The 22,092-nt window shown below is 53.0% G+C and carries 17 protein-coding genes and 1 pseudogene; 7 read left to right on the forward strand and 11 right to left on the reverse strand.

The features are described from left to right. Positions 1–34 precede the first annotated feature (34 nt). The 8 genes from lpxK to serC form a co-directional block, all read right to left on the reverse strand. Entirely contained in the window at positions 35–1,015 is a 981-nt protein-coding gene (gene lpxK / locus PGQ95_RS23015; RefSeq protein ID WP_430914975.1) for a tetraacyldisaccharide 4'-kinase, read from the reverse strand. Next, on the reverse strand, positions 1,012–2,760 hold the full coding sequence (msbA, locus tag PGQ95_RS23020) for a lipid A ABC transporter ATP-binding protein/permease MsbA (protein ID WP_032707692.1): 1,749 nt from the start codon (positions 2,758–2,760) through the stop codon (positions 1,012–1,014). Before msbA ends, lpxK begins: the two co-directional genes overlap by 4 nt. A 36-nt stretch (positions 2,761–2,796) precedes the next feature. Continuing rightward, a complete protein-coding gene (locus tag PGQ95_RS23025) occupies positions 2,797–5,061 on the reverse strand; it encodes a ComEC family protein (protein ID WP_430919443.1) in 2,265 nt (754 codons plus the stop codon). A gap of 205 nt (positions 5,062–5,266) precedes the next feature. Then, positions 5,267–5,554 (reverse strand): integration host factor subunit beta, encoded by a 288-nt coding sequence (gene ihfB, locus PGQ95_RS23030; protein ID WP_004100704.1) that lies wholly within the window; start codon positions 5,552–5,554, stop codon positions 5,267–5,269. Positions 5,555–5,704: 150 nt separating this feature from the next. Further along, positions 5,705–7,378 (reverse strand): 30S ribosomal protein S1, encoded by a 1,674-nt coding sequence (rpsA, locus tag PGQ95_RS23035; protein ID WP_015367470.1) that lies wholly within the window; start codon positions 7,376–7,378, stop codon positions 5,705–5,707. Positions 7,379–7,515: 137 nt separating this feature from the next. Beyond that, entirely contained in the window at positions 7,516–8,199 is a 684-nt protein-coding gene (cmk, locus tag PGQ95_RS23040) for a (d)CMP kinase (RefSeq protein WP_045375636.1), read from the reverse strand. 193 nt (positions 8,200–8,392) lie between these two features. Continuing rightward, on the reverse strand, positions 8,393–9,676 hold the full coding sequence (gene aroA / locus PGQ95_RS23045; protein WP_113374289.1) for a 3-phosphoshikimate 1-carboxyvinyltransferase: 1,284 nt from the start codon (positions 9,674–9,676) through the stop codon (positions 8,393–8,395). A 73-nt stretch (positions 9,677–9,749) separates the two neighbouring features. Then, complete coding sequence (serC, locus tag PGQ95_RS23050; RefSeq protein ID WP_087858151.1) at positions 9,750–10,838, reverse strand: 3-phosphoserine/phosphohydroxythreonine transaminase; 1,089 nt, start codon at positions 10,836–10,838, stop codon at positions 9,750–9,752. 446 nt (positions 10,839–11,284) lie between these two features. Here serC and PGQ95_RS23055 point away from each other — a divergent pair, with 446 nt between their 5' ends. From PGQ95_RS23055 to PGQ95_RS23085, 7 genes are all read left to right on the forward strand, one after another. Further along, entirely contained in the window at positions 11,285–11,512 is a 228-nt protein-coding gene (locus PGQ95_RS23055) for a hypothetical protein (RefSeq protein WP_015367475.1), read from the forward strand. A gap of 137 nt (positions 11,513–11,649) precedes the next feature. Next, a complete protein-coding gene (gene ycaO / locus PGQ95_RS23060) occupies positions 11,650–13,410 on the forward strand; it encodes a 30S ribosomal protein S12 methylthiotransferase accessory factor YcaO (protein WP_087858152.1) in 1,761 nt (586 codons plus the stop codon). A 381-nt stretch (positions 13,411–13,791) separates the two neighbouring features. Further along, positions 13,792–14,649 (forward strand): formate transporter FocA, encoded by an 858-nt coding sequence (focA, locus tag PGQ95_RS23065; protein WP_015367477.1) that lies wholly within the window; start codon positions 13,792–13,794, stop codon positions 14,647–14,649. A 51-nt stretch (positions 14,650–14,700) separates the two neighbouring features. After that, entirely contained in the window at positions 14,701–16,983 is a 2,283-nt protein-coding gene (pflB, locus tag PGQ95_RS23070) for a formate C-acetyltransferase (protein ID WP_047045583.1), read from the forward strand. 191 nt (positions 16,984–17,174) lie between these two features. Then, the gene (pflA, locus tag PGQ95_RS23075; protein WP_015367479.1) at positions 17,175–17,915 is read left to right on the forward strand and encodes a pyruvate formate lyase 1-activating protein; all 741 of its coding nucleotides are present in this window, start codon (positions 17,175–17,177) and stop codon (positions 17,913–17,915) included. 79 nt (positions 17,916–17,994) lie between these two features. Then, positions 17,995–18,780, forward strand: a complete 786-nt coding sequence (locus PGQ95_RS23080) for a hypothetical protein (RefSeq protein ID WP_430919446.1) — start codon at positions 17,995–17,997, stop codon at positions 18,778–18,780. Between the two features lie 67 nt (positions 18,781–18,847). Beyond that, entirely contained in the window at positions 18,848–19,645 is a 798-nt protein-coding gene (locus tag PGQ95_RS23085; RefSeq protein ID WP_228306440.1) for a hypothetical protein, read from the forward strand. A 63-nt stretch (positions 19,646–19,708) separates the two neighbouring features. Here the strand turns inward: PGQ95_RS23085 and PGQ95_RS23090 are convergent, their stop codons facing one another. The 3 genes and pseudogenes from PGQ95_RS23090 to PGQ95_RS23100 all read right to left on the reverse strand — a co-directional run. Further along, positions 19,709–20,857, reverse strand: a complete 1,149-nt coding sequence (locus PGQ95_RS23090) for an MFS transporter (RefSeq protein ID WP_045389472.1) — start codon at positions 20,855–20,857, stop codon at positions 19,709–19,711. Positions 20,858–21,130: 273 nt separating this feature from the next. Then, complete coding sequence (locus PGQ95_RS23095) at positions 21,131–21,994, reverse strand: dimethyl sulfoxide reductase anchor subunit family protein (protein ID WP_430919448.1); 864 nt, start codon at positions 21,992–21,994, stop codon at positions 21,131–21,133. Position 21,995: 1 nt separating this feature from the next. After that, positions 21,996–22,092, reverse strand: a pseudogene (locus PGQ95_RS23100) (dimethyl sulfoxide reductase subunit B); the annotation flags it as partial.

Raw genomic sequence — 22,092 nt, forward strand, 5'->3', positions numbered from 1 at the left:
TCAAGCACAGCGGCGAGCAAAACCAGTACGCAGGTTAACGTTGCGCCAGCGTCACTAAGTCCGCGAGCAACCGCTGTGCGCGATCATCGGTCATTATGGCGTCAACCGGCAGATACCACCAGTTAGCGGCGGCGAATTCACGACATTTCACCGCGTCTTTCTCGGTCATCAACAGCGTCTGTCCCGAGGTTGCCAGTGCGGCGACTGCGCTTTGACTCAGCGCCTGATGATCCGCCAGCGCTACGGTTTTCACCGGCCGTACGCCGCAGCTTTCAAGCGTCGCGAAAAAGCGCGGCGGATGGCCAATACCGGCCATCGCCACTACGTTGTCGAGGGTCGCAACATCGCGACGCTCGCCGGTAAGCAGGTTCACCGCCATGCCGGGACGCAACTGCATCGGGATTTCCCCCGGGCGCGAGACGCCGCCGTTGACGATAACGGCATCGACGCTTTTCAGGCGGGATGCGCGCTCGCGCATCGGCCCGGCCGGCAACCACCAACCGTTGCCAAAACGGCGTACACCGTCTATCACGACGATTTCTTTATCCCGCGCCAGCTTGTAGTGCTGTAGACCATCATCGGTGACGATAATTTGCAAATCGTGAGCGGCTAATAAGGCTTTTACCGCCTCGCTACGCAGTGGAGCAACCGCCACCGGCGCGCCGGTGCGTTGATGAATTAACACCGGCTCATCCCCCGCCTGCGCGGTGCTGGTTACATTATCCAGCAACAGCGGGTAGCGGTCGGCTTTGCCGCCATAGCCGCGAGACACCACGCCGACGCGAATGCCTCGCTGCTGCAGTTGCTCCACCAGCCATACCACCACCGGCGTTTTACCGTTGCCGCCGGCGGTCAGATTACCGACCACGACGACCGGCACCGGCGCGCGCCAGGCTTTTTTCCACCCTAGCCTATAGCTAAGACGAATGAAAGCGCTCACCAGGCCATACAGCCAGGAGAACGGCAGCAATAGCCGCCATAGCGGCGATTCGCCGGACCAGATGCGCGCTATCATTGACCGAATTGCATCTTGTGTAGCTGCGCGTAAACGCCTTTATGTTCCAGCAGATCAAGATGGCTGCCGCGTTCAACGATGCGACCATCTTCTACCACCACAATTTCGTCAGCCTGTTCGATAGTCGACAGACGGTGGGCGATAACCAGCGAGGTACGGTTTTTCTGCAGTTCATCCAGCGCCGCCTGAATCGCACGTTCCGACTCGGTATCCAGCGCCGAGGTGGCTTCATCGAGGATTAGGATAGGGCTGTTGCGCAGCAGCGCGCGCGCAATAGCGATACGCTGACGTTGACCGCCGGAGAGCATCACGCCATTCTCGCCGATAATCGTGTCCAGTCCATTATCCATCTTGTTGATAAAGTCCATCGCATAGGCCATACGCGCCGCTTCTTCAATTTGCTCGCGGGTGTACTCTTCGGTACGCGCATAGGCGATGTTATTGGCGACGGTGTCATTGAACAGGTGCACGTTCTGCGAAACCAGCGCCACCTGATCGCGCAGGGAGCTCAGTTTGTACTCGCGCAAATCGTGGCCATCCAGCAGAATCTGCCCCTCGTCGACGTCGTAGAACCGGGTAATCAGGCTGGCAATGGTGGATTTACCTGAGCCTGAACGCCCTACCAGCGCAACGGTTTTCCCTTCCGGGATGCTCAAATTAATGTTACGCAGCGCGGCAACTTCGCGACCAGGATAGCTAAAGGTGACGTTGTGGAACTCCAGGTTCCCTTTGGCGCGCTCAATCACGCGAGTGCCTTCGTCTTTCTCCTGTTCGGAATCCAGAATGGAGAAAAGCGTCTGACATGCGGCCATACCGCGCTGGAACTGCGCGTTGACGTTAGTCAGGGATTTCAGCGGACGCATCAGCGCGATCATCGACGAAAAGACCACGGTGATGGTACCGGCAGTCAGGGTTTCCATGACGCTTGGGAAACTTGCCGCGTAGAGCACAAAGGCCAGCGCCAGAGAGGCAATCAGCTGAATGACCGGGTCGGAAATGGAGGACGCGGAGACCATTTTCATCCCCTGCAGACGCATCTTATTACTGACCTTGTCAAAACGCTTGGTTTCAACGGCCTGGCCGCCGAACATCAGCACTTCTTTATGCCCTTTGAGCATCTGTTCCGCGCTGGTGGTCACCTGCCCCATGGTGTTCTGCATATTCTTACTGATATTACGAAAACGCTTCGAAACCACCCGAATCGCGACTGAAACGATAGGCGCCAGCACGATAAGAATGAGCGACAGTTGCCAGCTGTAATAGAACATCATGGCGAACAGGCCAATAATTGAGGCCCCTTCACGCACTACGGTTATCAACGCGCTGGAGGAAGATGAAGCAACCTGTTCGGAGTCGTAGGTGATACGCGACAGCAACGTCCCGGTGGACTGTTTGTCGAAGAAGGCGACGGGCATGCCCATCATATGACCGAACAGGCGGCGACGCATCGTCATTACCACTTTGCCGGAAACCCAGGAGATACAGTAGCTCGAGATATAGCTACTGATGCCGCGAAGCACCATCAAACCGATCACCACCAGCGGCATCCATAACAGCACTGAGCGATCCGTTTTACCAAAACCATCATCCAATAACGGTTTAAGAAGCGATAACATGAAGGTATCACTTGCCGCGTTAAGCACCAACGCCACGGCCGCTACGATTAGCCCGGCTTTAAACGGCGCTATCATCGGCCAAAGTCGGCGGAAGGTCTGCCACGTGGAGAGATCTTTATCGTTCTGCATTCAATAAACCAGCTTATGTTGAAATAGCCGCATATTCTACCCGTTCTGCGCGTCCCCGCCAAACCACTGATGATACCAACGAGGTAAAAGTTGATCTCGTAAGCTATGGATTTGCCAACCATCTGGAGAAAAAACAATCGTTATTTGCCCCGAGTGCGGTGTATCAAACCACTGATACCCTTGCTCACGATAACGCTGCTCGACTTTACTGGAAGGCATCTTCCATGCATTGTAACGCGCTGCCGAGGCGATAGCCGCCTCTCCTCCTACCCTCTGCAGCAACGTCAGACCAGATGAGGTATTGCTGCCGTGGTGCGGGACCTGAATAAGTGTAGACACAAGATGCTGCCAGTAATGGCTTATCATCCGCTGTTCGGCCGGGATTTCGATATCGCCGGTAAGTAAAACGCTACGCTTGCCGTCATCGACCCTAACTACACAGGAACCATTGTTCCCTTTATGTTCACCCGCAGGCAATGGCCAAAGTGCCTGAAATCGGAGCTCTCGCCAGCGCCAGGTTTCCCCTCTGCGACAGGGTAGATGCCCGCGCGCTTTAAGCGGACTACGAATCACGAGATTTGGCCACGCCTGAATAATCGCATTCAGGCCACCGCGATGATCAAGATGCTCGTGGCTCAATATTACGCCTTCCGGGCGGAGGCCGCGCCAGCGTAACCAGGGTACGATAAGCCGCTGGCCGCTATCTCCTCCCGGCCAGGCAGGACCGGTATCGTAGAGCATTGCCGCCCCCTGACGCTCGATGACCACCGCCAGCCCTTGGCCGACATCCAACATCGTCACCCGCCACTCGTCCGGTGAAGCGGCGCGCCAGAAGGGCCAACTAAGGAGCGCCACGCCGCTAATACAGAGTAACGGCATCTGACGCCAGGCCTGAAAACGCCATACCAGGAGCGCCAGCCACGGCAGTAAACTGACCGCCAACCAGCGTTCGTCGAGCGATACCCATCCCGCAGGCAAATGGCGTAAGAACCAGAATAATATTGCCAGCAACCGATCGGCGAGTTGCCATAACGCCATTTCAAGCAACGCCGGACCGCTAAGATGCAGTAGCATGGCCGCTAAAATCAGCGGGACTATTAGAAATGTCACCAGCGGAACGGCAACCAGGTTAGCTATCAATGAAGTCAGGCTAATACCATGAAAAAAAGCTATCTGCAGCGGCGCAAGCAGTAACATCAGGCCGCATTGCAGGTGGCTTAGCGCCAGCAGCTGCCGCCACGGTGAATGACAGCGGTGCCGGCGAAGCGGCGCGAGCTGATACCAGAAAATCAACGCAGCAACCGCAAAGACCGATAACCACAGGCTTTCTGAAATCATCGCCAGTGGATCGGCCAGCAGTATTGCCGCAATACAACAGCAAAATATTTGCCAGGGCGACCAGCGCCTGGCCTGTAGCCGCAACAGACATCCTGCGGTTAAGGCCGCACAGGTACGAAGCGCCGGGGGTTGCATGCCGGTAAGCCAGGCGTAAAACAGCGCGCAACTTAACCCGACAAGCAGCGGTATCCGCCAACCTATCCAGCGGCACGGAAGAAAGAACTGTATTCCGCGAACCAGCAACCAACCAAGTGACGCCCCCAGCGCAATATGCAGGCCGGAGATAGCCATTAAATGGGACGTTCCCGTCTCCTGCATTAACTTTTTTATCTCATCCGCCACCGCGAGGCGCTCCCCCATTCCCAGCCCGAGAATCACCGTTCTCCATGGATACTCAGCGAGTGCGCGGTTCAACGAGGCCAGATAGCGGGCCCGGGAGCTACAACGTGAATCAAGCGATGAGGCATTTAGAAAACGTCCGCTAAGCGGACGATGCTGCGCAAGGGCGTAACGCTGGCTATCAAAGCCGCCCTCATTTAGCTGCCCATGTACCGGACGGGCGCGGATGGTCATCAGCCAGCGCTGCCCAACGCAGCCTGCTTCAGGCAGTTCGCCGCCGTAGAGGGTAATCCCAACCGCGGGATATAAACGCCGCCCCTCAAGACGGATTATCTTACCTTGCCAGCTCGTCAGGCCATCACCGCCTACCAGCTCAATAACGGCCTGCCGGCTGCGACCGGGAATATGCTCAGTGGGCCACAGCGCTTGCCGGGCATGTAATATTCCCCACGCGAACAACAGCAACGTCAATGCGGCATACGTTGTGTAAGGTTTGCGCAGCGTGGCAATAATTAGCGCAGCGCCAATAAGACACCAAACGCTTAACATATTCGGTAGGGCCGGTAGCCAAAGCAGCGGCGAGATTCCGATTATGGCGCAGCCTGCCAGATGTGGTAATCGCATAACTCCTCCCTGTTATCGGGGAGTGTCAGACAATTCGCCGCCGTGGTCATATTGAAAAGAATGGCGTTGCGTCGCGCTGTCCGGGAAATATTGTCTCTTGCTTTCAGATGACAAAAGTTTTGCGAGCGGACACGGAAAACGGGCATAAAAAAAGCACCCTCAGGTGCTTTTTTATTAAGTAAGTCTTTGCCTGATGCGGTAAAACTTACTCTTCATAAATATTGGCGCGGTCGCGTAGTTCTTTCCCAGGCTTAAAGTGCGGAACGTACTTACCTTCCAGTTCCACTTTATCGCCAGTCTTCGGGTTACGCCCGGTGCGAGGTGCTCGATAGTGCAGAGAGAAGCTGCCGAAACCGCGGATTTCAATGCGCTCACCTTGAGCAAGCGTTGAGGCCATATGTTCCAGCATTTCTTTAACAGCATCTTCCACCGCTTTCGCCGGGATATGAGATTGCTGGCTGGCAAGTCTTTCTATCAATTCTGACTTGGTCATTTTTCCTCCGGTTTCCTTCAAGGCAAAGTTAGCTTACAGCTTAAACAAGGGCGGCCGTAGCCGCCCTTTGTGCTTGATTACAGGACGAATCCTGCAATCTGTCAAGTAAACTCGTCATTATTCAGACCGTTGTGGCCTGAATAACTAAGATTACTCGCCTTTAGCTGCTTTGAAAGCTTCAGCCATTGCGTTGTTAGAGAAGTTTGCATCTTCCTGTTTGTTAACAGTTGCGATTGCATCTTTCTCGTCAGCTTCGTCTTTCGCACGAACAGACAGGCTGATTGCGCGGTTTTTACGATCAACGCCGGTGAATTTGGCTTCAACTTCGTCGCCAACGCTCAGAACCAGAGTTGCATCTTCAACGCGGTCACGGGATGCTTCAGAAGCACGCAGGTAACCTTCAACGCCGTCAGCCAGTTCTACGGTTGCGCCTTTAGCGTCAACTGCAGTTACTTTACCGGTTACGATAGCGCCTTTCTTGTTCAGAGCAACGTAGTTGTTGAACGGATCTTCCGCCAGCTGTTTAACGCCCAGGGAGATACGCTCACGTTCTGCGTCAACCTGCAGTACAACTGCAGCGATTTCGTCGCCTTTTTTGTATTCACGAACTGCTTCTTCGCCTGCAACGTTCCAGGAGATGTCAGACAGGTGAACCAGGCCGTCGATGCCGCCGTCCAGGCCGATGAAGATACCGAAGTCAGTGATAGACTTGATTTTACCTTCAACACGGTCGCCCTTGTTGTGGGTTTCCGCGAACTGCTGCCATGGGTTAGATTTGCACTGCTTCAGACCCAGGGAGATACGACGACGTTCTTCGTCGATATCCAGAACCATAACTTCCACTACATCGCCAACGTTAACAACTTTGGACGGGTGGATGTTTTTGTTGGTCCAATCCATTTCGGAAACGTGAACCAGGCCTTCAACGCCTTCTTCGATTTCAACGAAGCAGCCGTAGTCGGTCAGGTTGGTCACGCGACCGGTCAGTTTGGTACCTTCCGGATAACGCTTAGCGATAGCTACCCACGGATCTTCGCCCAGCTGTTTCAGGCCCAGAGATACACGGGTACGCTCGCGGTCGAACTTCAGCACTTTAACAGTGATTTCGTCGCCAACGTTTACGATTTCGCTCGGATGCTTAACGCGTTTCCAGGCCATATCGGTGATGTGCAGCAGGCCGTCAACGCCGCCCAGATCAACGAATGCACCGTAGTCAGTGAGGTTCTTAACGATACCTTTGACTTCCATGCCTTCCTGCAGGTTTTCCAGCAGCTGATCGCGCTCTGCGCTGTTTTCGGATTCGATAACGGCACGACGAGAAACAACGACGTTGTTACGTTTCTGGTCCAGCTTGATGACTTTGAATTCAAGCTCTTTGCCTTCCAGGTGCAGCGTGTCGCGCACCGGACGAACGTCTACCAGGGAGCCCGGCAGGAACGCACGAATACCATTCAGCTCAACAGTGAAGCCACCTTTAACTTTGCCGTTGATAACACCGACTACAGTTTCAGCGTCTTCGTAAGCTTTTTCCAGCGTGATCCAAGCTTCGTGACGTTTAGCTTTCTCACGGGACAGCAGGGTTTCACCGAAGCCGTCTTCTACTGCATCCAGAGCAACGTCAACTTCGTCACCAACCTGGATTTCCAGCTCGCCCTGGGCGTTTTTGAACTGCTCAGCCGGGATGGCGGACTCAGATTTCAGACCAGCGTCAACCAGTACGATATCTTTGTCGATAGCAACAACAACACCACGAACGATGGAACCCGGGCGGGTTTCGATTTCTTTTAAGGATTCTTCAAATAGTTGAGCAAAAGATTCAGTCATGTTTAATCTTCAGGTTTCATATTTAACGTCCACCTGGCTCCGTGCCGGATGGGGTTGTTTAACATACCCGCTAACACTCCGTTGCTGCGGGGGTACTGCTATAATTCGGAGGCTCGCAACGCTTTACCGGTTAACGGCTAAGCGACAGCCAGTTTTTCGCGCGCATATTGTAGCGCTTTTTCAATTACTTGCTCAATGCTTAGTTCGGTGGAATCAAGAACTAAAGCATCAGCGGCCGGGATAAGCGGCGCCACGGCGCGATTACGGTCGCGATCGTCACGCTCTTTTATCTCGGACAAAAGACGTTCAAAGTTAACACTAAAACCCTTTTCCTGCAACTGTAGCAGGCGGCGCTGCGCACGTTCTTCCGCCGACGCATCGAGGAAAATTTTAACCGGCGCATCGGGGAAAACGACGGTGCCCATATCGCGGCCGTCGGCAATCAGGCCAGGCAGTTCGCGAAAGGCGCGTTGACGGCGCAGCAGCGCTTCGCGCACCCGCGGGAAGGCAGCGACTTTTGAGGCGGTATTGGCCACTTCCTGGGTACGGATCTCCGCACTGACATCCTCACCTTCCAGCACCACTTCCAGATTGCCATCCGTAGAAATAAAACGAACATCGAGATGGGCTGCCAGCGGAACCAGCGCCTCTTCTGACTCGACGTCAACGTGATGATGTAAGGCCGCCAGCGCCAAAACGCGATAGATGGCGCCGGAATCAAGCAGATGCCAGCCAAGCGCTTCCGCCATTGCCTTGCACAACGTGCCCTTACCCGCACCGCCAGGTCCATCAATGGTGATTACCGGAACATTTGCCGTCATCTTTTTCTCCTTTAGCAAGGCGCATGAATATAAACGCCGCGCATTATACGCATCAATGCGCCAGAAAGTGAGCCTTGCGTGCAAATTACGGAATAGTTGAAATTAAATGTAGAAGAATTGCGCAATTATAGCGGGCTGGCAGAATACCAGCCCGCAAGATGACAAAGCTTTACCTTATCGGACGAGACAGAATTTACGCCAGGGTACTAATTCGCGCCAGCTGCTCGAAATAGTCCGGGAACGTTTTCGCCGTGCATTTTGGGTCAAGGATAGTGACCGGCGTCGCCGACAATGCCACCAGCGAGAAACACATCGCCATGCGGTGATCGTTGTAGGTGCCGATTTCAGCGAATTTCAGCGTCGCAGGCGGCGTAATGCGAATATAGTCTTCGCCCTCTTCCACTTCGGCGCCGACTTTACGCAGTTCAGTTGCCATCGCGAACAGGCGGTCGGTCTCTTTCACCCGCCAGTTATAAATATTGCGCAGCACCGTGGTGCCTTTCGCAAACAACGCCGCGGTAGCAATGGTCATGGCCGCATCCGGAATATGGTTCATATCCATATCAACGGCATTCAACTCACCGCGGGTACAGGCGATAAAATCGTCTCCCCAGACAACCGTCGCGCCCATTTTTTCCAGCACGTCGGCAAAGCGAATGTCGCCTTGTACGCTATTGCGACCAATACCGGTCACTTTTACCGTCCCGCCCTTGATAGCGCCGGCAGCGAGGAAATAAGAGGCTGAAGAGGCATCGCCCTCCACCAGGTAATCACCCGGCGACTGATACTGTTGCCCGCCGCGCACGACAAAGCGCTGATAGTTGTGGTTTTCAACGTCAACGCCGAAGGTTTTCATCAGGTGCAGCGTGATATCGATATAAGGTTTAGATACCAGCTCGCCTTTAATCGCAATCGTCGTGTCCTGCGGCGCCAGCGGCGCAGTCATCAGTAAAGCGGTAAGGAACTGGCTGGAGACGCTGCCATCGACTTCTACCTGGCCGCCGTTGAAACCACCGCGCAGGCGCAGGGGCGGATAGTTTTCCTGCTCCAGATACTCAATCTGCGCGCCCCCCTGGCGTAACGCATCGACCAGGTGGCCTATCGGCCGCTCTTTCATCCGCGGTTCGCCGGTCAGCACAATATCGTTGTGGCCGAGACACAACGCCGCCGCCAGCGGGCGCATCGCCGTACCGGCATTCCCGAGGAACAATTCCAGCGCGCCGCTGGCCTGTAACGGGCCGCCGTGGCCGGTGACTTCACAACGAGTGCGGTCGGCGGACAGGGTGTAGTGAACTCCCAGGGCGTTAAGCGCATTAAGCATATGGCGAACATCATCGCTGTCCAGCAAATTGGTCAGCACGGTGGTGCCGTGGGCTAATGCCGCCAGCAGCAAAGCGCGGTTAGAAACACTTTTTGACCCGGGCAGGTTTACGGTGCCATCAACGCGCGCAATGGGTTGTAACGTCAGGGATTCCATGGAACTCAACTCTCAAAAAACAGAATAAAAACCCCGCAGACCAGCCGCGGGGATGAAAATAAGCGCTCAGCAATTAGCCGCGGCGACGTTCGAAGTCCTGCATGAAGTCGGTGAGCGCCTTGACGCCGGCCAGCGGCATCGCATTGTAAATAGAAGCACGCATACCGCCTACCACGCGATGGCCCTTCAGCGCATGCAAACCGGCCGCAAAAGACTCTTCGAGGAACAGTTTATCCAGCGCGCTATCCGCCAGCTGGAACGGCACGTTCATCCGCGAGCGGTTGGCAGCGGCTACATCGTTACGATAAAAATCGCTGTTATCAATCACGCCATACAGCAGATCCGCTTTTTGACGGTTAATTTTATCCATCGCGGCCACGCCGCCCTGCTCTTTCAGCCATTTGAATACCAGCCCCGCCAGATACCAGGCGAAGGTCGGCGGCGTGTTGAACATTGAATCATTGGCGTTCAGCACGGTGTAATCAAGAATCGATGGGCAGGCGATGCTGGCTTTACCCAGCAGGTCTTCACGCACGATAACCAGCGTCAACCCTGCCGGGCCGATATTCTTCTGCGCGCCAGCGTAAATCACGCCATAGCGGCTGACGTCGATTTCATGGGACAGAATACTGGAGGAGTAATCCGCGGTGACGACGACATCTTCGTTAAAATTCGGCGTTTCGTGGATAGCGATACCATCGATGGTTTCATTTGGGCAGAAGTGCAGATAGGCTGCGCCCGGCGTCAACTGCCATTCGCTCATCGGCTTAACGGCCCGCAGGCCATCAACGGTGGTTTTCGCATCGATAACGTTAGGCGTGCAGTATTTTTGCGCTTCTTTCACCGCACTTGCCGCCCAGTAACCGGCGTCCACATAATCTGCTGTCGTTTTATCACCCAGCAGATTTAACGGGATCCCGGCAAACTGACCGCGACCGCCACCATGACAGAACAACACTTTATAGTTGGAAGGGATATTGAGCAGATCGCGGAAATCCTGTTCTGCCGTTTCAGCCACCTGGATAAACTCCTTACCACGGTGGCTGATTTCCATTACCGACGTCCCCAGACCGTGCCAGTCGCACAGCTCCTGTTGCGCCAGTTTGAGAACTTCTGCCGGCAGCATTGCCGGGCCCGAACTAAAGTTATAGACCTGAGCCATTTCCCCTCACCACGTTGCTATATTGTCTGCACGCGAACCGTCGCGGGCATAAGTTATTCCTGTGGCTATCGGTTTTATCATTCAGTGACACACACCGCAACGAGTAAAACTAAGCGGCCCATAAACGAGGCCATCGTCACACAAAAGAATCAACCAGCTTGACGTCATTAAACCGACATAATTGCTGCAAGAGAATCGCTTTTAGCCTGCGTTCCGTCACCCATTCCGGATTTGGATCCACGGCATAAATAGTTATCCACTACATTCACAGGTAACGATCTCGCCATAGCGCAATCCGTCAACTCATTTAATACTTGAATATTATCTTAATTCTTCATGAATTATGTTTCCGCGAGAGCATGGTCATTTACCGCCGCATTCCCCGATCATTAAAATTTTTAAACCAGCCGATGAAGACTGGTATTAATCACTTTAAAGGAATATTTATGCGTGAATTAACCTATAACGAAATGTCTGATGTGAGCGGCGGCTTTGGCCTGTTATCCATTCCGGCGGCAATTGGTTTGCTGGTCAGCATCCCGACAATTGTCATCGGCGCGATTACCGGGCCCTTTACGCTGGGTGCAGGCTTCGCAGTGATGGCGGCAGGCATCGTCGGTACCAGTCTTGCCGGCGCCGCGATGATCGTTAGCATTTGTACGCCTATCCTGTAACTTGCTATGGCATGTGGAGTTTCTCCGCATGCCATTTACCGCTCTTCTCTTTTTATCCATTGCCGCGGCTAACGACATAGCCACTTACCGGTAAAACCCGTATCATTGCCCATCCTGCCAACAATAAACGAATTGCTATGACCCAGACATTTATCCCCGGCAAAGATGCCGCCCTGGAAGATTCCATCGCTCGCTTCCAGCAGAAACTGCTCGACCTCGGATTTGATATCGAAGAGGCCTCGTGGCTGAACCCGGTACCACACGTGTGGTCCGTTCACATTCGCGATAAAGAGTGCGCGCTGTGCTTTACCAATGGTAAAGGCGCAACTAAAAAGGCGGCGCTGGCTTCCGCGCTGGGCGAATATTTCGAACGTCTGTCTACCAACTACTTCTTCGCGGATTTCTGGTTAGGCGATACCATCGCCAATGGTCCATTCGTTCATTATCCGAACGAAAAGTGGTTTCCACTGACCGAGGACGATGAAGTACCAGAAGGCCTGCTGGATGCCCGCCTGCGCGCCTTTTACGATCCGGACGATCAGTTGACCGCCAGCATGCTCGTGGATCTGCAATCCGGTAACGACGAGCGCGGCGTTTGCGGCCTGCCGTTTACCCGTCAATCAGACGGCGAAACCGTCTATATTCCGATGAACATCGTCGGCAACTTGTACGTCTCCAACGGCATGTCAGCCGGTAATACCGCAAATGAAGCGCGCGTGCAGGGCTTGTCTGAAGTCTTTGAGCGTCATATTAAAAACCGCATCATCGCAGAAAGCATCAGCCTGCCGGAGATCCCAGCTGAAGTAATGGCGCGCTATCCGGGCGTCGTTGAATCTATCGCCAAACTCGAAGCCGAAGGTTTTCCGATCTTCGCCTACGATGGCTCCCTTGGTGGTAAATACCCGGTTATCTGCGTGGTTCTGTTTAACCCGGCTAACGGTACCTGCTTCGCCTCTTTCGGCGCCCATCCGGATTTCGGCGTGGCGCTGGAGCGTACCGTTACCGAACTACTACAGGGCCGCAGCCTGAAAGACCTCGACGTCTTTACCCCGCCGACCTTTGATGACGAAGAAGTTGCCGAGCATGCCAACCTGGAAACTCACTTCATTGATTCCAGCGGCCTGATCTCCTGGGATATGTTTAAACAGGATGCCGACTATCCGTTCGTGGACTGGAATTTCTCCGGCACAACTGAAGAAGAGTTCGCCACCCTGATGGCTATCTTCAAAGCTGAAGATAAAGAAGTCTATATCGCCGACTACGAACATCTAAGCGTCTACGCCTGCCGGATCATCGTTCCGGGGATGTCAGATATTTATCCAGCGGAAGACCTGTGGCTCGCCAATAACAGCATGGGCGCGCACCTGCGTAGCACCATTCTCTCCCTACCGGGTAGCGAGTGGGAAAAAGAAGATTATCTGGCGCTCATTGAACAGATGGACGATGAAGGCCTTGATGATTTCACACGCGTACGCGAGCTGTTAGGCCTGGCAACCGGCAAAGACAACGGCTGGTATACCCTGCGCATCGGCGAACTGAAAGCAATGCTGGCGTTGGCCGGCGGCGATCTGGATCAGGCGCTGATTTGGACGGAGTGGACCATGGAATTCAATGCCTCCATCTTCAGCCCTGAGCGCGCCAACTATTATCGCTGCCTGCAAACGCTGCTGCTGCTTAGTCAGGAAGAAGAACGCCAGCCCCTGCAGTATCTGAATGCCTTCATCCGTATGTATGGCGCAGATGCGGTGGAAGCCGCGAGCGCCGCTCTGAGCGGCGAAGCGCCGTTCTATGGCCTTCAGGCGGTCGATAACGATCTGCGCGCTTTCCCGGCGCATCAGTCTTTACTGAAAGCCTACGAAAAGCTACAGCGTGCCAAAGCGGCCTTCTGGGCCAAATAATCCTTTAGGGGTAAAAAAATAATGTACGGAGCCGCCAGCGGCTCCGTTTTCTTATGATTTGTGGCAAAACCACGCCATTTTGTAGGATCAAAGTTAAATATACGTAAAAATCAAACTTTGGTGATATTTAGATTGTTAATTTTAATAAAAATACTCCATTTTAATTAACCGTAATCAATGGTCACCCATGGAAATTTTCAACATTATTTGCAAATATTAAAATTTAGTTTTTCTTTTAAAATCAAAAAGATAAGTCAATAACAAGCTAATTCCACACGCAAAATGGGCCTATGACTCCGGTAGGATATGATCTACATCAAATTCCCTTCTATAATGCTTTGTTAGTATCACACCGCCAACTTATATAAAGAGAGAGTTAGTGTGAAAGCTGACAACCCTTTTGATCTTTTACTCCCTGCCGCGATGGCGAAAGTCGCCGAAGAAGCAGGTGTCTATAAAGCGACGAAACATCCGCTGAAGACGTTTTATCTGGCGATTACCGCAGGTGTCTTCATCTCCATCGCTTTTGTGTTTTATATCACGGCGACCACCGGTACTGCCGCAATGCCTTTCGGGATTGCCAAACTTATCGGCGGGGTATGCTTCTCACTAGGTCTGATTCTTTGCGTCATCTGCGGTGCTGACCTTTTCACCTCGACCGTACTGATCGTCGTGGCGAAAGCCAGCGGACGTATTACCTGGGGTCAGCTGGCAAAAAACTGGCTTAACGTCTATGTTGGAAACCTGATCGGCGCGCTGCTGTTTGTACTGTTAATGTGGTTATCCGGCGAATATATGACTGCCAACGGCGGCTGGGGCTTAAATGTTCTGCAAACTGCAGACCACAAAATGCACCACACGTTTATTGAAGCCGTCTGCCTGGGTATCCTGGCTAACCTAATGGTATGTCTGGCCGTCTGGATGAGCTACTCCGGCCGCAGCCTGATGGACAAAGCGATGATCATGGTGTTGCCGGTTGCGATGTTTGTCGCCAGCGGCTTTGAACACAGCATCGCGAATATGTTTATGATCCCGATGGGTATCGTAATTCGCAACTTTGCGAGCCCGGAATTCTGGACCGCTATCGGTTCAACTCCGGAGAGTTTTTCTCACTTAACCGTTATGAACTTTATCACTGATAACCTGATTCCAGTCACTATCGGAAACATCATCGGCGGTGGTTTGTTGGTTGGGTTGACGTACTGGGTCATTTACCTGCGTGGCGACGATCATCACTAATGGTTGTCTCAGGCAGTAAATAAAAAATCCACTTAAGAAGGTAGGTGTTACATGTCCGAGCTTAATGAAAAGTTAGCCACAGCCTGGGAAGGTTTTGCGAAAGGTGACTGGCAGAACGAAGTCAACGTACGTGACTTTATCCAGAAAAACTACACCCCATATGAAGGTGACGAATCCTTCCTGGCTGGCGCAACTGATGCGACCACCAAGCTGTGGGACAGCGTAATGGAAGGCGTTAAACAGGAAAACCGCACTCACGCGCCTGTTGATTTCGACACTTCCCTCGCATCCACCATCACTTCTCACGACGCGGGCTACATCGAGAAAGCGCTCGAGAAAATCGTTGGTCTGCAAACTGAAGCTCCGCTGAAACGTGCGATTATCCCGTTCGGCGGTATCAAAATGGTTGAAGGTTCCTGCAAAGCGTACAATCGCGAACTGGACCCGATGCTGAAAAAAATCTTCACCGAGTACCGTAAGACTCACAACCAGGGCGTATTTGATGTTTACACCAAAGACATCCTGAACTGCCGTAAATCCGGCGTCCTGACCGGTCTGCCGGATGCTTACGGCCGTGGCCGTATCATCGGTGACTACCGTCGCGTTGCGCTGTACGGTATCGACTTCCTGATGAAAGACAAATACGCTCAGTTCCAGTCTCTGCAAGAGAAACTGGAAAGCGGCGAAGATCTGGAAGCAACCATCCGTCTGCGTGAAGAAATTGCTGAACAGCATCGCGCTCTGGGTCAGATCAAAGAAATGGCAGCGAAATACGGCTGCGATATCTCTGGTCCGGCGACTACCGCTCAGGAAGCTATCCAGTGGACCTACTTCGGTTACCTGGCCGCCGTTAAATCTCAGAACGGCGCGGCAATGTCCTTCGGTCGTACTTCCAGCTTCCTGGATATCTACATCGAACGTGACCTGCAGGCGGGTAAAATCACCGAGCAAGACGCGCAGGAAATGGTTGACCACCTGGTCATGAAACTGCGTATGGTTCGCTTCCTGCGTACCCCGGAATATGATGAGCTGTTCTCCGGCGACCCAATTTGGGCAACTGAATCTATCGGTGGTATGGGCGTTGACGGCCGTACTCTGGTAACCAAAAACAGCTTCCGCTTCCTGAACACCCTGTACACCATGGGGCCGTCTCCGGAGCCGAACATCACCATCCTGTGGTCTGAAAAACTGCCGCTGAGCTTCAAGAAATTCGCCGCTAAAGTATCCATCGATACCTCTTCTCTGCAGTACGAGAACGATGACCTGATGCGTCCGGACTTCAACAACGACGACTACGCTATCGCATGCTGCGTAAGCCCGATGGTTGTTGGTAAGCAAATGCAGTTCTTCGGCGCTCGCGCTAACCTCGCGAAAACCATGCTGTATGCCATCAACGGCGGCGTTGATGAAAAACTGAAAATGCAGGTTGGTCCGAAATCTGAGCCGATCAAAGGCGACGTGCTGAACTATGACGAAGTCATGGAGCGCATGGACCACTTCATGGACTGGCTGGCTAAACAGTACGTCACCGCGCTGAACATCATTCATTACATGCATGACAAGTACAGCTACGAAGCCTCTCTGATGGCGCTGCACGACCGTGACGTTATCCGCACCATGGCGTGTGGTATCGCAGGTCTGTCCGTTGCTGCTGACTCCCTGTCTGCTATCAAATATGCGAAAGTTAAACCGATTCGTGACGAAGACGGTCTGGCTATCGACTTCGAAATCGAAGGCGAATACCCGCAGTTTGGTAACAACGATGCTCGCGTCGATGACATGGCCGTTGACCTGGTTGAACGTTTCATGAAGAAAATTCAGAAACTGCATACCTACCGCAACGCTATCCCGACTCAGTCTGTTCTGACCATCACCTCTAACGTCGTGTATGGTAAGAAAACCGGTAACACCCCAGACGGTCGTCGCGCTGGCGCGCCGTTCGGACCTGGTGCTAACCCGATGCACGGCCGTGACCAGAAAGGTGCTGTTGCCTCTCTGACTTCCGTTGCTAAACTGCCGTTTGCTTACGCTAAAGATGGTATCTCTTACACCTTCTCTATCGTACCGAACGCGCTGGGTAAAGATGACGAAGTTCGTAAGACTAACCTGGCCGGTCTGATGGATGGTTATTTCCACCACGAAGCGTCCATCGAAGGTGGTCAACATCTGAACGTGAACGTCATGAACCGCGAAATGCTGCTCGACGCGATGGAAAACCCGGAAAAATATCCGCAGCTGACCATCCGCGTATCTGGCTACGCGGTACGTTTTAACTCCCTGACTAAAGAACAGCAGCAGGACGTTATTACTCGTACCTTCACTCAGACCATGTAATTCCCTGTCTGACTGAAAAAGCGTACAATAAAGGCCCCACATCAGTGGGGCCTTTTTAACAAGTGATTCCCTGCCCCAGCCTGCTTTGCCAGTTATCTATACTTTGGGTACCTGTCAAAACAGACTTAACACAGCCGGTTTGAGCTGTGCATCACAGGCCCTGGAGGGCCGAACCCGGAGATATCACCGCAATGTCAACTATTGGTCGTATTCACTCCTTTGAATCCTGTGGCACCGTCGATGGCCCAGGCATCCGCTTTATTACCTTCTTCCAGGGCTGCCTGATGCGCTGCCTTTACTGCCATAACCGCGACACCTGGGATACCCATGGCGGTAAAGAAATCACCGTTGAAGAATTGATGAAAGAAGTGGTGACCTATCGCCACTTTATGAATGCCTCCGGCGGCGGCGTCACCGCATCCGGCGGCGAAGCGATCCTGCAGGCGGAATTTGTCCGCGACTGGTTCCGCGCCTGTAAAAAAGAAGGAATTCATACTTGCCTCGATACCAACGGATTCGTGCGCCGCTACGATCCGGTGATTGACGAGCTATTGGAGGTCACCGATCTGGTGATGCTTGATCTCAAACAGATGAACGATGAAATCCACCAGAACCTGGTCGGCGTTTCTAACCATCGTACGCTGGAATTCGCGCAGTATCTGTCAAAGAAAGGGATTAACGTATGGATCCGCTACGTTGTCGTTCCCGGCTGGTCCGATGATGACGATTCCGCGCATCGCCTGGGTGAATTTACCCGCGATATGGGCAACGTCGAGAAAATCGAACTCCTGCCCTACCATGAGCTGGGTAAACACAAATGGGTAGCGATGGGCGAAGAGTACAAGCTTGACGGCGTACACCCGCCGAAGAAAGAGACCATGGAGCGGGTGAAGGGTATCCTTGAGCAGTATGGTCATAAGGTGATGTACTAACGGCTCTATACCATAATAACGGTTGCCATTAAGCAGCCGTTATTATTCTTTCAGTTAACTATGCATTAGAAAGGAATCTATGCGCTTACTTATCTTCGCTCTTTCCCTGCTATCAGCCCAGTGCGTCTTTGCTGCTAGCGAGTGTGATCTCAATACCATCGTCAAAAAGGCCTGGCCAGAAGGCGTGCCGCAAGGTAAATCAATAATTATTCGCGGTGAAAGCGATAGTTATTCACCTCAGAGCGCAATTTGCCGCGTCTGGCCGGCTCATCCTGAGATCACGCTGGCGGCCATTCCGCTGATGTCTCACGAACAAACTGACTACGAACATACTGGCGATCTTGAACTTCTGGTCCTCAACTCCGCCACTCTCGAGGTGAAACAGCGGTTACATCTCGTCGACCGTATGAATGATGATACGATTAGTATTGATAGTATTGCCCTTGATACCGCCCGCTGGAAAATCACGCCTACGCAAACCGCTTTTGGTTTACGCATTACTCTGAGGAATCCCTCCAGAGTAGCCCCTTTTAGAGAAGAGGTGTTGTGGCTGTATTCATATGATAACAATCAGATTCATAAAGTACTTGATGGCCTTGTCGTTAACAGAACACATGGTGAATGGGATGGCATGTGCGCAGGGGAATTCGATCATATTGAACGTACTCTGGTCATGGTTCCCTCATCCGGCAATGGTGGCTATGCCGATATCCGGGTAAGTGGAAAAAACGTACATACCACCAGAACCATTTCCAAAGAGAACGATTGCGAAGATATGGAAAAAACCGGCAAAGAGACATGGTTATTGCACTTTGATGGCAAACACTACCCTATTCCGAAAAAGCTCGCCCCTCTACTTGATTAACGTCGCCCAAATAAGCTGACGTTTTTCTTAGTTCGTCATGGAAGCATTGAAAATGGACATCCGGAAGATGACTATACGCCTGTTAGTTTCAACAACATTCTTACTGGCATCGCAGTGCATTTTTGCCGCCAGCAGCTGTGATATCAATGCCATCATTAAACAGGTATGGCCTGATGCTCAGCCGACTGAGCAGGGGGTCATCACACCGGCAGAGCAATTTATCAAAACACAAAATGGCTCGCCTTTTAGCGCTATTTGTCGCATCTGGCCTGCTCATCCCGAGCTCACGCTGGCCGCCGTTCCGCTAATGGAGCCAGAACAGCGCGACCATAACCATAATGCCGATCTCGAGCTGCTGGTACTTGATACTGCAACTCTTGAAGTTAAGCAACGTTTACATCTTCCCGAACGTATGAACGATGACGCGATCTATATTAGCGATCTTGCTATTGATACCGCGCGCTGGAAGATAGCGCCAGAGCAAACTGCGTTTGGATTGCGCATACAGAAAACCGGAAGTTCTCGCGTTAATCCCATTAGTGAAGAGGCGCTATGGCTTTATACACTCGATCGCGGCCAGCTTCGCGTAGTGCTGGACGGCATAGTGCTAAAATATAGCGTCGGGGAATTGGATGGCAACTGCGCCGAGGAATTTACGAATATCATACGCACGCTGGCAATGGGCGCCACAAAACATCATGGCTTTAGCGACATAAAAGTCAGCGAAAAGAATGTCGCCTCAACGGCCTGGCTGGACGAAAATAACGAGTGCAGGTCGAAAGATATTCCGACGCAAAAAACATGGACGCTGCAATACGATGGTAAGCAATATCGCGTTCCAGCTAAGTTACACCCAATACAGTAGCCATATTGTTATACTCACGATTGCACGCATCGATGGGGCCCTCCCATCGATGCCCTGAGGGTATCAGGCGTGTGCCACCGGCGTCGGGTGATGTCCGGCTTTGCGCAGCAGCGTCAGCAGGTAGATAAACGATACGCTGGCGATCATGATAAACAGCAGGTTATCAGAAAAGTTCTGCATCAGCATTGCCGTCAGGGTCGGTCCCAGCAGGCTGCCAATGGTATAACTCATCAGCAGCGCCTGGTTCATCGCCACCAATTGATGGTGTTCAACCTTCTCGCAGGCCCAGGCCATCGCCACCGGATACAAAGTAAAACCGGATGCGCCGAGCACAAAAAGCGCCGGCGCCATTGCCGCCTGGCTGAGCATCGCCAGACAGCCCAGAATCACCACAAAGACCTGAACGCGCAACACCAGAAGACGGCCATAGCGGTCAGCCAAACGCCCTACCGGCCACTGCCCAAGGATCCCGGCGCTGACCATCACCGCCATCCAGAAACCAATACCGGAATCGCTGACGCCCTGATGGTTCAGCCACAGCGGCATCAGGCCGTATAGTGAACCGAGTACAATACCGGATATAATGCAGCCATTCACACCGTGGCGAGCCTGACGCAGCTTCAGCATCGGCCAGATACGTACCGTTTCATGCGGCTCGTCGGCCTGGCTCATGATACGCGTAAACAGCAGCGGCAGGATCGCCGCCAGCGCCAGGCCGGTAACCCACGGCAACACGCTCATTAAATCGGTCGGTAATTTACTTACCATCAGTTGACCCAACACGGTACCGACGTAATAGACCATCATGTACGCCGCCAGCAGCCTACCACGGCTGCGGGAAGTACCGCTGCACACCAGCGCGCTTTCCACCACCACCCAGATCATCGCGCAGCCCACGCCGGCGATAAAACGCCAGCTCAGCCATGTCCAGAAACCGAGTGTAATACCCAGGCCAACGCAGCCGACGGCAAAAATCAATGACGCCAGGTAATAGCTACGATTAAACCCCAGACGTTTAATGACCCAACCGGCAAATAAGGTTCCCACCAGGTTACCGGTGAAATAAGAGGAGCCGACCATCCCAACCTGCCAGGTTGGCATATTTTCATGGGCGAGCCAGAGCGGGACAAGCGTATTTAAAACCGCGATTGCCAGCGTCAACAGAAGCAGGCCACAGAGCAACATTTGCACTGGGCGAGTGTAGATGGTCATGGGTGTTAACCGTGAGGAAGTTCAGATTTCGTGCGCATCATGCCACTGCTGTAAACATTGTCAATCCGCCAGAATTCAGGCCTGACGCGGTTTTCAGAGCAACGATAGAAGTTTTTTATCCAGCGCAGCGGCAATGGAATTATTCATTATATTATTCCATTGTTTTTATTAATTTATTGGAAAACCCGGAAGGAAATATCAGTAGAAAAATTTCATCAATCAACCGCATTTTTTCATCACGCCGGAATAGGCTTCCGGCGTGATTTCACGTTATTAACTGGCGATAGCCATACCGACGGTCATATGTAGACCATAGAATACGCCGCGGCCAACCATCTCGCCGACCAGCACCAGCACAAATGCCAGCCCCAGCAGCGGCAATGCGGGTTGATAACCTTTAAGCTGCGGTACAATCCAGCAGACCAACGCCAGCACTAACGCGACCGTCCGCCATGCCATTAAGGAACCGTAATTCGGCACCAGCGCCGAAGCCTGCTGAATCGAACTATGGATCGTCGCCAACTCGCTGCCTTGAATCAACGCGACGGTCACGCTAATCACCAACGCCACCAGCATAATCACCGGCAATAAACGCATCGCCCAACCGTCCACACCCGCGACACGCAGCAGCAGGTAGCCCAACAGCGGCCCGCCGATAAACACGGTCAGGAAGAAGTTGAGCGGCGTCCAGATGGTATACCAGGTGGGTACGGTATCGATGGTGTTATACACGCGGATCATCATCCAGACAAAGATGACGCCGAGGATCATGGTGACGACCAGCCACAGATTGCGCAGCACAGACGGCAGTTTGTTTACCACCGCCAGCAGCCAGCCAATCCCGCCGACGGCAAAGAAAAGCGCGCCGCTGGCGATTTCATTGCTTAACGATGATGCGCCAACGCGGTTCAGCGAATTAAACGCGCGCATTGGAGAACCAAGGTGCATGGTGGAGGCAATAAAACCGATCCCCATTAGCACCCACAGCCCGAACATGCTCATTACCACCCGCCGCTGCCGCTCGCGCGAAAGTTCGCCCTTCATCAACGCCAGCGCGAGAACGATAAAGCCCCCGGCGACGCACTGCCCGAAGACCGTGAAAATCATCAGCGGCCATTCATGCCATCCATTTCCCATTTTAGACCTCCTTCGGATTGGCCAGATAGCCGGTGGTATCGCCGCACGGACGGCTGTTGGCGTTTGGTTTTATCACAATGCTCGGCCTGGTGAAGTGC

Source organism: Klebsiella sp. 141240 (assembly GCF_050600805.1).
Lineage (GTDB): Bacteria > Pseudomonadota > Gammaproteobacteria > Enterobacterales > Enterobacteriaceae > Klebsiella > Klebsiella aerogenes.